Source organism: Paenirhizobium cremeum (assembly GCF_022884085.1).
GTDB classification, from domain to species: Bacteria; Pseudomonadota; Alphaproteobacteria; order Rhizobiales; family Rhizobiaceae; genus Allorhizobium; species Allorhizobium cremeum.
The window spans coordinates 52,252-64,865 of sequence record NZ_JAGGCS010000004.1 but is presented as its reverse complement, the minus strand read 5'-3'; the positions used below and the strand labels follow the sequence as shown (position 1 = coordinate 64,865).

Annotated in this window: 15 protein-coding genes and 1 pseudogene; 9 read left to right on the top strand and 7 right to left on the bottom strand. The window is 61.0% G+C overall.

From position 1 onward, the window contains the following. Position 1 precedes the first annotated feature (1 nt). The gene (locus J5N58_RS08900) at positions 2 to 628 is read left to right on the top strand and encodes a lysoplasmalogenase family protein (RefSeq protein ID WP_244710534.1); all 627 of its coding nucleotides are present in this window, start codon (positions 2 to 4) and stop codon (positions 626 to 628) included. A 4-nt stretch (positions 629 to 632) separates the two neighbouring features. On the opposite strand, the gene J5N58_RS08895 is transcribed toward J5N58_RS08900, so the two are convergent. Then, positions 633 to 1,058 (bottom strand): cupin domain-containing protein, encoded by a 426-nt coding sequence (locus tag J5N58_RS08895; protein WP_113443077.1) that lies wholly within the window; start codon positions 1,056 to 1,058, stop codon positions 633 to 635. Next, positions 1,058 to 1,828, bottom strand: a complete 771-nt coding sequence (gloB, locus tag J5N58_RS08890; protein WP_113338229.1) for a hydroxyacylglutathione hydrolase — start codon at positions 1,826 to 1,828, stop codon at positions 1,058 to 1,060. The genes J5N58_RS08895 and gloB overlap by 1 nt, the downstream gene beginning before the upstream one ends. 84 nt (positions 1,829 to 1,912) lie before the next feature. Between gloB and J5N58_RS08885 the strand changes: the two genes are divergently transcribed. The 3 genes from J5N58_RS08885 (at position 1,913) to J5N58_RS08875 (ending at position 4,810) form a co-directional block, all read left to right on the top strand. Then, the gene (locus tag J5N58_RS08885) at positions 1,913 to 2,662 is read left to right on the top strand and encodes a class I SAM-dependent methyltransferase (protein WP_113443076.1); all 750 of its coding nucleotides are present in this window, start codon (positions 1,913 to 1,915) and stop codon (positions 2,660 to 2,662) included. A gap of 112 nt (positions 2,663 to 2,774) precedes the next feature. Further along, complete coding sequence (hisC, locus tag J5N58_RS08880) at positions 2,775 to 3,881, top strand: histidinol-phosphate transaminase (protein ID WP_112830357.1); 1,107 nt, start codon at positions 2,775 to 2,777, stop codon at positions 3,879 to 3,881. After that, positions 3,881 to 4,810 carry a prephenate/arogenate dehydrogenase family protein gene (locus J5N58_RS08875; RefSeq protein WP_112830356.1) on the top strand — a complete coding sequence of 310 codons (930 nt, stop codon included), beginning with the start codon at positions 3,881 to 3,883 and terminating at the stop codon, positions 4,808 to 4,810. Before hisC ends, J5N58_RS08875 begins: the two co-directional genes overlap by 1 nt. An 11-nt stretch (positions 4,811 to 4,821) precedes the next feature. Here J5N58_RS08875 and J5N58_RS08870 read toward each other — a convergent pair whose 3' ends face one another. Continuing rightward, a complete protein-coding gene (locus J5N58_RS08870) occupies positions 4,822 to 5,805 on the bottom strand; it encodes a DUF2125 domain-containing protein (RefSeq protein WP_162757391.1) in 984 nt (327 codons plus the stop codon). A gap of 82 nt (positions 5,806 to 5,887) precedes the next feature. On the opposite strand from J5N58_RS08870, the gene J5N58_RS08865 reads away from it, so the two are divergent. Beyond that, positions 5,888 to 6,436, top strand: coding sequence for a gamma-glutamylcyclotransferase (locus J5N58_RS08865; RefSeq protein WP_112830354.1), 549 nt, complete (start codon positions 5,888 to 5,890; stop codon positions 6,434 to 6,436). A gap of 6 nt (positions 6,437 to 6,442) precedes the next feature. On the opposite strand, the gene J5N58_RS08860 is transcribed toward J5N58_RS08865, so the two are convergent. The 3 genes from J5N58_RS08860 to J5N58_RS08850 form a co-directional block, all read right to left on the bottom strand. Beyond that, complete coding sequence (locus J5N58_RS08860) at positions 6,443 to 6,802, bottom strand: response regulator (protein ID WP_112830353.1); 360 nt, start codon at positions 6,800 to 6,802, stop codon at positions 6,443 to 6,445. 169 nt (positions 6,803 to 6,971) lie between these two features. After that, entirely contained in the window at positions 6,972 to 7,514 is a 543-nt protein-coding gene (gene hpt, locus J5N58_RS08855; RefSeq protein ID WP_112830352.1) for a hypoxanthine phosphoribosyltransferase, read from the bottom strand. A gap of 68 nt (positions 7,515 to 7,582) precedes the next feature. Further along, positions 7,583 to 8,266, bottom strand: coding sequence for a hypothetical protein (locus tag J5N58_RS08850; protein WP_113443074.1), 684 nt, complete (start codon positions 8,264 to 8,266; stop codon positions 7,583 to 7,585). Between the two features lie 228 nt (positions 8,267 to 8,494). Between J5N58_RS08850 and ftsE the strand changes: the two genes are divergently transcribed. The 4 genes from ftsE (at position 8,495) to J5N58_RS08830 (ending at position 11,833) form a co-directional block, all read left to right on the top strand. Continuing rightward, positions 8,495 to 9,154: a cell division ATP-binding protein FtsE gene (ftsE, locus tag J5N58_RS08845; protein WP_162708311.1), complete on the top strand. Its 660-nt coding sequence runs from the start codon at positions 8,495 to 8,497 to the stop codon at positions 9,152 to 9,154. Between the two features lie 55 nt (positions 9,155 to 9,209). Then, positions 9,210 to 10,160, top strand: a complete 951-nt coding sequence (locus J5N58_RS08840) for a cell division protein FtsX (protein ID WP_425314459.1) — start codon at positions 9,210 to 9,212, stop codon at positions 10,158 to 10,160. A 92-nt stretch (positions 10,161 to 10,252) separates the two neighbouring features. Continuing rightward, complete coding sequence (locus J5N58_RS08835; protein WP_244710532.1) at positions 10,253 to 10,960, top strand: YdcF family protein; 708 nt, start codon at positions 10,253 to 10,255, stop codon at positions 10,958 to 10,960. An 84-nt stretch (positions 10,961 to 11,044) separates the two neighbouring features. Continuing rightward, on the top strand, positions 11,045 to 11,833 hold the full coding sequence (locus J5N58_RS08830; protein ID WP_113465923.1) for a lysophospholipid acyltransferase family protein: 789 nt from the start codon (positions 11,045 to 11,047) through the stop codon (positions 11,831 to 11,833). A gap of 33 nt (positions 11,834 to 11,866) precedes the next feature. Here J5N58_RS08830 and tlpA read toward each other — a convergent pair. Beyond that, a pseudogene (gene tlpA, locus J5N58_RS08825) lies at positions 11,867 to 12,612 on the bottom strand (thiol:disulfide interchange protein TlpA). Positions 12,613 to 12,614: the final 2 nt, after the last annotated feature.

The window sequence follows — 12,614 nt, the reverse complement described above, 5'->3', positions numbered from 1 at the left end:
CATGACGATATTTTACCTCGCCGTATTATTGGGCATTGCCTATTTCGCGATATTGCCGCGCCCGGAAAGCCATTTCCGGACGGTGGCGAAAACCCTGCCGATCGTTCTTCTTTGTGTTTTTGCGGCTCTTTCCGGCGCATGGGCGCTTGTCGTTGCCGCGTTGGCGTTGAGCGCCGTTGGCGACGCCCTGATTTCCCGCAGCGGTGAGCTTGCCTTCAAGCTCGGTCTCTGGGCCTTCCTCATCGTTCTCTTGATCTATGCCACGGTTTTCTATCAGGCAGGCGATGCCGATATCTTTATGGCCGCTCTGTGGCGGTGGGCCGGGGCCGCCGCTTTGCTGGTTGCCGGAATTTTCCTGCTACGCATTCTCTGGAAGCCGACGGGACCATTGGCGCCTGCCATTGCCTCCTATATCGCCGCGATGCTGGCGATGGGCCTGATGTCCTTGACCATGCCGTCGCCCTTCGTTTTCATCGGGGCTGTGGCGTTCCTAATTTCGGATGCCCTGATCGCGCTCGAGACTTTCCTGTTGAAAGATGAGGGCCAGAAGAAGATAGCAAGCTATGCTGTCTGGGCGTTTTATTTTCTCGCCCAGTGCATCCTGACCCTCTCGCTGGTGTATCTCTAGTCGATCAGATGCCTGTCGGTTTCCAGCCTGGCGGAGCCATCTCGAAGGATGCGTATTCGAATCCCGGTGCGACGGTGCAGCCGACAAGCGTGAAGTCGCCGAGGCTTTCGGCGGCCTGCCAGCCGCCGGCTGGTATAACGGCCTGTGGTCTGGCGCCGCCGGCAAGGTCCGGCCCAAGCACGAGAGTTTCAACGGTGCTACCATCCGGCGAGCAATGCAGCGCCAGCGGCGCGCCGGCATAATAGTGCCAGATCTCGACGGCGTCCTTCACGCGATGCCAGTGGGACCGTTCGCCCTCCTGAAGCAGATAATAGATGGCAGTGGAGTGTCCGCGCGGCGCGCCTGCGGGATCGCGAAAGGTCTCGACGAACCAGCCGCCTTCCGGATGGCGCTGCATGCCGAGCGTTTCGATGATTTCTTCCGCCCGCATTAGAAATTGTCCTTGCGCTTGCGGATCTCGGCGAAGACTTCCTCGTTGGTTCGTCCTTCCATCAGCAGGTTCCGGCGAATGGCCGGGTCTTCCGCCCGCAGGAAGGGGTTGGTTTCCTTCTCGAGGCCGATGGTGGTCGGTATGGTGAACTCGCCCTTCTGCCGTTTCTCCTCGATTTCGGCGGCGCGGCTCACCAGTCGCGCATTGTCCGGATCGATGGTCAGGGCGAAGCGGGCGTTGGAGAGCGTATATTCGTGCCCGAAATATACGGCGGTTTCGTCCGGCAACGCCGCCAGTTTCTGCAGCGAATGCCACATGTCGGACGCGGGCCGTTCGAAAAGACGTCCGCAACCGAGCGCAAACAGCGTATCGGCGGCAAACAGGATCTTGCTGTCAGGCAGGTGGTAACAGATGTGGCCGGCGGTGTGACCGGGCGTTTCGATCACCCGAACCGTCCTTGATCCGAAGGTGAAGCTGTCGCCGTCGCCGACGGCGCGATCGAGCCCCGGTATGGCGATTGCCTCGTTGCGGGGGCCGATGATCTCGCAGCCGAAATGCTCCTTGAGCGCCAGATTCGCCTCGACGTGATCGCCGTGATGATGCGTGGTGAAGATGTGGGTGATCGACCAGCCACGCCGCTTTGCCGCGGCAAGAATAGGCTCCAGTTCCGGCGCGTCGATCGAGGCGGTGACGCCGGATTCCTCGCAATGGATAAGAACGCCGAAATTGTCGCTCCGGCAGAGAAAGACTTCGATGTCCAGGGGTTTCATCAGACCTCAGTTCCTTCCTGATGGTTCGCCGGAATGTAGCGTGTTCGGTCTTGAAGTCCAATCGCTGGCTGCTATCAATGAGGCATGCACGTCGATATCGTCGATCTTCGCCAGTTCTACCACTCCATGCTGGGGCGCGTGGCGGAGCATTCGATTGCCATGGCTCTTTCATCGCTCTGGGCGCGTATGCCGGAGGAGCGGTTGGTCGGTCTCGGCTATGCCGTTCCTTTTCTCGACCGCTTCAGGGCCGATACCGAGCGGACCTTCGCCTTCATGCCTGCGGGGCAGGGGGCGGTGAACTGGCCCGTCGGAGAACCCTCTGCCACGGCGCTGGTGTTCGAAGAGGAATTGCCGCTGCCAGATGCCTCGATCGACCGGGTGCTGATGGTGCATTCGCTGGAATTTACGGAAAACCCGCGTGAGACGCTGAAGGAGATCTGGCGCATCCTTGCACCCGGTGGCCGGCTGGTGATCGTGGTGCCCAACCGGCGTGGCGTCTGGGCGCGGATGGAGCATACGCCCTTCGGCTCCGGGCGGCCGTATTCGCGCGGGCAGCTCACCACCCTGCTCAGGGAAACCAATTTCACGCCGGGCGCAAGCGCGGAGGCATTGTTCTTCCCGCCGTCGAAGATCCGGGCGGTGCTGAGGCTCAGGAGCGGATTCGAGCGGATCGGGCGCATGCTCTGGCCGGCCTTTTCCGGTGTTATCGTGGTCGAGGCCCAGAAACGTCTCTATCAGGGGCTGCCGGTCGCGGCCCGCGCTTCTCGCCGGGTTTTCGTGCCGGTTATCGCGCCGCATGGCGTGCCGACCACGCGGCAGGCGGTCAGGCGCTGAGAGCCGTCGGTTTTCTGCCCGAAGTCTCGACAAATCCGGTGTTCCGCTTTATTGGCTTTCGCCGACATGACCGGGTCTTCACCCGGATTTTTCGAGACAGAAAGCCAGTTTGATGAGCATCGAAGTGATGAAGCCGACACCGCGCCCGGGTATTCTCGACATTGCCGCCTATGTGCCGGGCAAGGAGCATGCGCCGGGTGTCGCCCGCGTCTTCAAGCTGTCGTCCAACGAGTCGCCGCTTGGCCCGAGCCCCAAGGCGATCGGCGCTTTCCAGCAGAGTGCAGGCCATCTCGAAATGTATCCCGACGGACAGGCGCTGGCGCTCCGCGAGGCGATTGCCGATGTCCACGGCCTCAACATGCACAATATTCTGTGCGGCAACGGTTCCGATGAGCTTTTGGGCTTGCTCTGCCACGTCTACCTTGGCGCCGGCGACGAGGGCATCATCACCGAGCACGGCTTCCTAGTCTACAAGATCCAGATCATGGCCGCGGGTGCCACCCCCGTCGTGGTGAAGGAGAAGGATTGCACTGTCGACGTCGATGCGATCCTTGCTGCCGTCACCGAGAAGACGAAGATCGTCTTCCTCGCCAATCCGGGCAATCCGACGGGCACCTACGTGCCGGCAAGCGAAATCCGCCGTCTGCATGCCGGACTGCCGGGCAATGTCATTCTCGTGCTCGATGCCGCCTATGCCGAATATGTGCGTCGCAACGATTACGAGGCCGGTGTCGAACTGGTATCGAGCAATCGCAACGTCGTCATGACCCGGACCTTTTCCAAGGTCTACGGTCTGGCTGCGCTGCGTATCGGCTGGGTCTACGGGCCGTCCGAAATTCTCGATGCCCTCAATCGCGTGCGCGGTCCCTTCAACCTCAACGCGCCTGCCATCGCTGCCGGTGCCGCCGCCATCCGCGACCAGGAGTTCGTCGGCAAGGCCGTCGAGCACAATCTCGTCTGGATCGAAAAGGTCACCGAGGCGCTGACCGGGCTCGGTCTCAAGGTCACTCCTTCCGTCGCCAACTTCGTTCTCGTGCATTTTCCCGATGTCGACGGCAAGCGCGCGCCGGAGGCCGATGAATTCCTGACCAGCCGCGGTTACATCCTGCGAGCGGTGCGCGGCTATGGCTTCACCAACTCGCTTCGCATGACGATCGGCAGCGCCGAGGCCAATCTCGGCGTCATCGAGACGCTTACCGAATTCATGGGACGCGCGTGATGCCGGAACCCATGTTCGACCGTATCGCGCTGATCGGTATCGGCCTTATCGGCTCTTCAATCGCCCGTGACGTAAAGGAACTCGGATTGGCTCGCGAGGTGGTGGTCTCGACGCGCAGCGCCGATACGCTGAAGCGGGCCGAGGAACTGGAACTCGGCACATCCTATTCACCGTCGGCTGCGGACGCCGTCGAGGGCGCCGATCTCGTGATCGTTTCCGTGCCTGTCGGTGCTTCCGAGGCTGTGGCGAAACAGATTGCTCCGCGGCTGAAGCCGGGCGCGATCGTCACCGACGTCGGCTCCACCAAGGCTTCCGTCATCGCGCAGATGGCGCCGCATATGCCGGAAAACGTGCATTTCATTCCCGGCCATCCGCTGGCCGGTACGGAAAAATCCGGTCCCGATGCCGGTTTCATCGGCCTCTTCAAGGGGCGCTGGTGCATCTTCACGCCGCTGCCCGGAACGGATGCCGATGCGTTGGCGCGGCTCAAGGCTTTCTGGGAAGCGCTCGGCTCCCGGGTGGACGAAATGGACCCTCAACACCACGACAAGGTGCTGGCGATCGTTTCCCATCTGCCACATATCATCGCCTACAACATCGTCGGCACTGCCGATGATCTCGAAACGGTGACGGAATCGGAAGTCATCAAATATTCGGCCTCGGGCTTCCGCGATTTCACCCGCCTTGCGGCTTCCGATCCGACCATGTGGCGCGATGTCTGCCTGCACAACAAGGACGCCATCCTTGAAATGCTGGCTCGGTTTTCGGAGGACCTCGCCTATCTGCAGCGGGCGATCCGCTGGGGCGAGGGTGACAAGTTGTTCGAACTCTTCACCCGCACACGCGCGGTTCGCCGTTCGATCATCGAGGCCGGCCAGGACGTCGACGTTCCGGATTTCGGTCGTCACGCCCTCGACAAGAAACCCTGATTTGCGGACCCTCAGATCGGCGGCAGGACGCCGATCGGGATAAAGCCACCGAGTATGATGACGCCGTTTTCGATCTTCAGGTCGACACCGCCGTTCTGCTTGCCGGAGAACAGCGCCTTCAGGATCTTCGTGCCGCTTTTGATGTTGTCAGCGGCATCGGGAAAGGCTGTGACAAGGGTATCTTTCCAGCCGTCTATTCCTTCCATCTCGAGGCGGAGCTTGCCGGAAATCTGACCGTCCGTGCCGACAGAAAAAGGCCCGTTCGCCGTCAGGACACGGCCTCCGCCAAGATCGATCGCAATTCGGCGGATCTCGCCGCTGCTGCCGTATAATCCCTCTCCCCGGTCGCCCTGCATGTCGAGATATTTCGCCTTGCCGGCAAGGGTCAGGTCCACAGTCGTCGAAACCGGCGGCATGACCGGCGCTCCGCCTGCCAGGCGGAAAATCCCGTTGCGAATGAGGAGAGCGATATCGAGGTCGTCGCCGTTGCGGCGGGCGTGGGCTTCGAGATGTTCGGACGCGGTATCGAAAGTCTGGCCGGTGGTCATCGCGGTCAGGGTCGCTTTTGCGCCTGTTGCTTCCAGCGAGGTGCGATCGACTCCCGACAGACCGGAGTTGACGCTTGATCGCAGGGCCTGCCATTGCAGCGCGGCGGAGAAGCCGAGGGCGGAACGCACCTCGCCCGGACCGTCGAGCTCCCAGACGACATGGCCCGGCGCGTAGATCTGGGCAGCCGAGCGCAGCGCGCCGAACGAGGCCGAAAGACCATGGAAGCGGTCGTCGAGACCGACCCTGGAGCAGAAAAGTCCGATGCGGAAGGGAAAGCCGCGAACCGCCGTGTCCTCGCAACTGATGTTGACTTCCGCCGGATTTTCGCCGCCGAAGAAGGCGAGAAGGCTCTTCTGCAGCGAATTGGCCGCGAAGAACCACGCCCCGCAATAGACGGCGATGGCGAGCAGGATGAGGATGCCGAGACGCATAATCTTGCGGCTCATGGCACTTGTCCCGGGCTTGTTCGTTGCCATCCGGCGCTCCGATCGTAAAATGGTTGTTCGGCAAACGGGAATGACTTGCGATATGGACGAATTTTGGGTGTTTGGCTACGGATCGTTGATGTGGAATCCGGGCTTCCCCTTTGAAGAGCGGGTTCAGGCGCGGCTGATGGGATATCGCCGCTCGCTCTGCGTGCGTTCATGGGTGCATCGGGGTACAGAACAGCAGCCGGGACTGGTGCTCGGCCTTGACCGGGGCGGATCGTGCAGGGGTGTGGCCTTCAAGGTTTCCGATGCCAACCGGGACGAGACGCTCGACTATCTCAGGCAGCGCGAACTTGTCACGCACGTTTATCTCGAGCGGTTTCTGCCGCTGAAACTCGATGACGGCCGCATCGTCAAGGCTGTAACCTATGTCGTAGATCGGGCGCATCATCAGTATGGCGGCGGCGTCACGGTCGGCGAGGCTGCCCGGATCGTCAACGCGGCTGTCGGTCAATCCGGTCCCAATCCGGTTTATGTCGCCAATACGGTCGCTCATCTGAGAGAGATGGGTATCCGCGACCATTGGCTCGAGGCCGTGGTCGCGGAAATTGCAAGGCTTGAGGGTGTTGGCGTGGAAGAGGCGTTGTGAAACGCCTCAGCCTGCCAGGGCGCGTGCGACGGCCGCACGAATATCCGGCAGGGCGAAGGGCTTCGAGACGACGTCGATGATCTTTGCGGCGAGGTCGTCGGCGCGTTCGCGCTGCTCGGCATAGCCGGTCATCAGCAGGATCTTGAGGTCAGGGAAGGACGAAGCAGCACGGTGCGCCAGTTCTATCCCGTCCATGACGGGCATGCGGATATCTGAAAGCAGGAGATCGAAGGATTTTTCCGAGAGGCGCTCGAGTCCTTCGGCGCCATCGGCCGCCTCATAGGTTTCGTGGCCGTCGAGGCGCAACGCCCGGGCCACGAAGGACCGCAGCGAATCTTCATCTTCGGTAATCAGGATTCTCGCCATGATCGAACTTGCGCTCCCGTCTTGTCTGTGCGCCCCGGGAGGCAAATCATCATGCTTTCCTTTTCGATCGGTAAACACCGCAGACAGCGGCCGTGCCCATGGTTAACAAGTGCTCTTTGTCATCCGGCAAGAGTTGGCCTCCCGCCGATGCTCCGAACCCTGAAAGGCCCTAAGCGTCACCGGTGACGACACCCACGAAGGGCAACTCGCGGAAGGCGTAGGCTACGTCCATGCCATAACCCACGACGAAATAGTCGGGGCATTCGAAGCCCACATAGTCGGCCTCGAAGACTTCCTTACGCTTGACTTTCTTGTCGAGCAGTACGGCTATGGTCACGCTTTTCGCGCCGCGTTCATACATCAGGTTCTTGGCGAAGAGCAGCGTGCGTCCGGATTCCAGGATGTCGTCGATCAGGAGGACGTTGCGACCGCTGACATCGCTGTCGATGTCCTTGATGATCTTCACGCCTTGAGACACCGTGCCGGTGCCGTAGCTCGACAAGGTGATGAATTCGACTTCTGGAGCGAGGCCGACGTCGTGCAGGGCGCGGATCAGGTCGGCGGCGAAAATAAAGGAGCCCTTGAGGACCGAAATGACTAGGAGATCATCGCAGGGGCCGCTGGCAATCTCGGCGGCCAGCGCATGGTTGCGCTCGGCGATCTGCTCTGCAGTATAGAGCGGTTCGATGTTCTTTCCGCGGACGACGGGCATGGATGCACTCCTTCAGCACAGCGGCCTCATGCTGCTGGCGGCCGCGGGAAGGTTGGCGGATAGCACAGTCAGGAGCGTGAGGCATCCGCTTCTTCGAAGGAAAGCCGCAATTCCGGCAATTTTCCACCGGGATGCTGCAGCCGTGCCGAGATTCCGCGGCTATGTCCGGCGTCAAGTTCATTCACCGGACTGTCGATATAGGTGCTGGCAATCACCTGGCCGCCGGAGATGAGATCCGCACGCAGCTTCGGGACGAGCGTACGGTTTTCACTGCGATTCTCGACGATCGCATTGACGAGCAGAACACGCATGCCGTTAGCGTCCTGTGGCGTCAGGCTGATATGGGTGATGTCCAGCGGGCCGGAAGGCGCCGCCGCGTTCTTCGCAGTGCCGCCGGCAAAGACGCTGGCAGCGGCAAACATCAGGGCGAAGGACGCGGAAACGACAACCGCGAAGGTTTTCTCGGAGAGCCGCTGCAGCGCCTGTTCGCTCCAGTGCAGAGGGGCGGCAAGGACGTTTGTCCAGTGGTTGAGAGAGGGCGCGGAGGTGAAGCGATGGGTTGAGCGGCGGCTGTTGTTGCTCCCGTTCGTGCCTTGCGACCGGGAGACGGCCTCGCGGATGACCACGAAATGGGCATCGACAATGTCCTCATCGACGCGGATCGGCCAAGCGTGCTGGTGGCGGCGGCGTTCGGGCGGCAAAAGGTCGATGACCGGCTCGTCGGGAACTCGTCGGGATCTCGCTGCGCTCATGGACCGGAGCCTTCCTTGAACCGCCCTTCCAGGAGCCTCTCCTCAAAGCGTCTGGGGGTGGACAAAACTGGGGCATTGAAACAATTTGTCCCCAGTCGTAAATTTAAATGGTTAATGCTTCGAAAAGATCCGGCGGAGAGAGCCGTTCTTTGACCCGTGTTTACCGGCCGTTAACGTGTGGCGTTAACATGTGGCCGGTCGTTAGATCCGTCAGACTGGGCCCGTCGGTTGATCCATTTCGAAAATGTCGGTTTGCGCTACGGAATGGGACCGGAGATCCTCCGCGACCTGACCTTCGACATTCCGAAGCGTTCGTTTCAGTTCCTCACCGGCCCTTCCGGAGCGGGCAAGACGACTCTGTTGCGCCTGCTTTTCATGTCGCTTCAGCCGACGCGCGGACTGATCCGCAGCTTCGGCCGGGACATCACCCGGATTCCACGCAGTGAGTTGCCGATGTTGCGCCGGCGGGTGGGAATCGTGTTCCAGGATTTCCAGCTTCTCGACCACCTGACGACCTATGAGAACGTGGCGCTGCCGCTTCGCGTGCGAGGCAAGGATGAGAACAGTTACCGCAAGGACGTCCTGGAACTGCTGAAATGGGTCGGACTCGGCGAGCGCATCAACGTCTTGCCGCCGGTTCTGTCCGGGGGCGAGAAGCAGCGTGTGGCGATCGCCAGGGCGCTGATCGACCGGCCGGAAATCCTGCTTGCCGACGAACCGACCGGCAATGTCGATCCGCCGATGGCGCGTCGGTTGCTCAGCCTTTTCCTCGAACTCAACCGTCTCGGAACTGCCGTCGTCATCGCCACCCATGACCTGGCGCTGATGGATCAGGTGGATGCGCGGCGGATGATCCTTACCGACGGGCGGCTCGACATCTATGAGTGATATCGATCAGCCTTCCCGCCGGAAGAATGGGGGCCAGACTCCGCGCCGCATCGAGATGAGCGTCCGCCCGACCGCGCCCATCCTGCCGCCCTCCAATATCCAGGGCAATGCCTTGATGGTGGTGATCGCGATCATGGCCTTCCTCGCCTGCCTGACGCTCGGCGCGGTCAGCATGGTGCGCGCGACCGCCGCAGGCTGGCAGAGCCAGATCTCACGGGAAATCACCATCCAGATCAAGCCGGACGACAATCTCGACATGGAGAAGACGCTGGCAAGGGCGCGTGACCTGGCGCTCACCTTCGTCGGCACCAAGGATGGCCGGATCATGGACGATGCAGCGACTGCGCGGCTCCTGGAGCCCTGGCTCGGCACGGGTCTCGACATCAACGAACTGCCGGTGCCGCGCCTCATCATCATTACCATCGACGAGACTCATCCGCCCGATTTCGCGGCCATGCGGGATCTCCTGAAGGCCGAGGTGCCGCAGGCCTTCCTCGACGATCATCGTACCTGGGTCGACAGGCTCGTGCAGATGGCGCGCACCACTGTGCTGATCGGTTCGGGCATTCTCGTCCTTGTGTTTACCGCCATGGTCCTGACCGTGGTCTTTGCCACCCGTGGAGCGCTTTCCGGAAACAGGCATATCATCGAGGTGCTGCATTTCGTCGGCGCGGAAGGCTCGTTCGTTGCCCAGGAGTTCCAGAAGCATTTCCTCAAGATCAGCCTCAAGGGGGCGGCTGCCGGCGGCATTCTCGCCGCCGCGCTGTTTGCGGCTGCCGGCTTCTGGCAAAGCCGCTCGCTCGCCACGCCCGAAAGCGATCAGGCGACCGCATTGTTCGGCACGTTTTCGATCGGCTATCTCGGCTATCTCGGTATTTTTGCCACGATGATCGTGATCGCGCTTCTGACGACCGTGACAGCGCGCATAACCGTTATGAGAACCATTTACGAAATCGATCTCGTCAGGTCGGATCCTGCGCGCACGGACGGCCTGCTCAAGGATTGAGCGCTTGAGCCGAAAGCCTGTTGAATTGCCACAAAGCCGCCTGTTCCGTGTGTGAAAAGCGCGCTATTCACAAACCCATGTCGATGGACCGAATGATACGGAAGAAAGCGTCCAGAGAAGAGTTGTCGCTGCGTCCGACGGGCGGCATTCTCTCGCGTCATGGGCGTTTGCGCCGTTTTCTCCACTATGCCGGACTGGTGCTGATCTTTGCCTGCGCTCTGGTGCTGGCGGGTTTTCTGCGTTTTGCCGATGCCGTGACCACGTTCACGCCGCCAATCGATGCGAAAGCGGACGCAATCGTCGTGCTAACGGGAGGCTACCAGCGGATAGACCAGGCGATCGAATTGCTTCGCAAGGGCATGGGAAGGCGGCTTCTGATTTCCGGCGTGCATCCGACGACCACGCCCGCACAGATCCGCAGGGTGACCCAGAGTTCGCCCGATCTTTTCGAATGCTGCATCGATGTCGGCTATGAGGCGATGGACACCATCGGCAACGCCAACGAGACATCGCGGTGGATCCACGATCGCGGTTATTCGTCCGTGCTTGTCGTCACCAGCAATTATCATATGCCGCGCAGCCTGATGGAATTGCGCCGCATCGATCCGTCGACCACCTTCATTCCCTATCCCGTCGTGATTTCAGACCTGAAGACGACGGCCTGGTATGCGGAACCCAATCTGCTGAGAACGCTGCTTTCCGAATACGGCAAGACGCTTGTCGCCTATGCCCGCGGCGTCATCGGCTGGGGTGTGGGTGAGGGGCTGCGGTCGAAGGGGCATCTTGCCAAGGTGGAATGATCTTCCGTGAAAGGTCAGCGTTCGGCTTTTGCTTTCCGGGATTTTGAGATAGGGACGTGCGAGCCCGCCCACGGATAACGCCCCATGACCACCCTGCGTTCGATCTTCTTTAACACGGTTTTCTATGCCAACCTCATTCTGCGCATGATCGTGCTGTCGCCGGTCTATTTCCTGATGCCGCGCAAGAAAGCCTTCTCCATTCCGAAGAACTGGGCGCTTTCCTGCCATTGGCTGATGGAGAGGATCGTCGGCACGACCTTCGAGATCAAGGGACTGGAGAACATTCCGAAGGGCGGCTACATCCTCGCACCGAAGCACCAGTCTTTCTGGGATACTTTCGCGCTGTTGCCCTGGCTCGACGACCCCGTCTACATTTTGAAGCGGGAACTGATGTGGATCCCGCTGTTCGGCTGGTACGCGAAGAAACAGCGGATGATCCCGGTTGATCGCGGCGCGCGCGGCAAGGTGATGGCTGCGGTCATGGAACGCGCCAAGCAGGAAATGCGCAACGGCCGCCAGCTCATCATCTATCCGGAGGGTACGCGTCGCCCGCCGGGAGCCGAGCCGCTATACAAATACGGCATTGCCCGCATCTATCGCGACCTGCAGGTTCCGGTAGTCCCGGTCGCTATGCATCCCGGCATCTTCTGGCCGCGGCGCAAGTTCATGCGCTATCCCGGTCATTTCAAGGTCCGGATCCTGCCGCCGATCGAACCGGGCCTCGATCCGGACGCCTTCTTTGAAACGCTGATCGCTCAACTCGAAAAGGCAAGCGATGAACTGTTGCTGGAAACAGTTCGCGACAATCCGCATGTGCCGTTGCCGCCGACGGCGCTCAAGCGGCTCGCGGAGTTGAAGAACGCTTCTTCCTGACGGGTATTCCTGTGCCGGCCCGATCTGCGATGGTCATGCGCCCGTCGCGGCACGGACCAGCTTTGCCGCATCCTCGCTGTCCCAGGCCGCGGGGCCGTTCATCGAGCCAAGCAGGCAGCCTTTTGCATCAATGAGCAGCGTCACAGGAAGACCGAATGCCAGGCCTTCCTTCTTCATCTCGTTGAAGACACCCATGCTGGAGTCGCGGTAGAGGCCGAGAGCATTGACGCCGATCTCGCTGAGAAATGTCTTTGGTTTTTCAGCACTTCCTGTGTCGATGTTGATCGCAAGCACCTGGAACTTGTCGTTGCCCTCCGCCTTCTGCAGAGCGTCGAGTGCCGGCATTTCCTCGCGGCAGGGCACGCACCAGGTGGCCCAGAGATTGAGAAGAACCGTCTTGCCCGAGAAGTCGGCAAGCGTCATGTCCTTGTCCGNCGGCAGGGCACGCACCAGGTGGCCCAGAGATTGAGAAGAACCGTCTTGCCCGAGAAGTCGGCAAGCGTCATGTCCTTGTCCGATGCATCCTTGAAGGAGAGGCCGTCGATCACACGGGGGGGGCTTGCCGCCACCATTGCGGCGACCTGTCCGGTCGTAAAGGACTTCAACGCCTCGGCCTTCTGGGCAGTGCCCTGGCACTGCGCGGTTTCGGCTGCGACCTCGCCATTGCCAGACATGGTCTGCTTCACGTATACCGCTGCCGCGCCGGCGAGAATACCGGCGACCGCCGCAATCGCAACCAGCTTGGCGGAAGGAAGTCCGAGCGGTCTTTTTTCTGTCATTG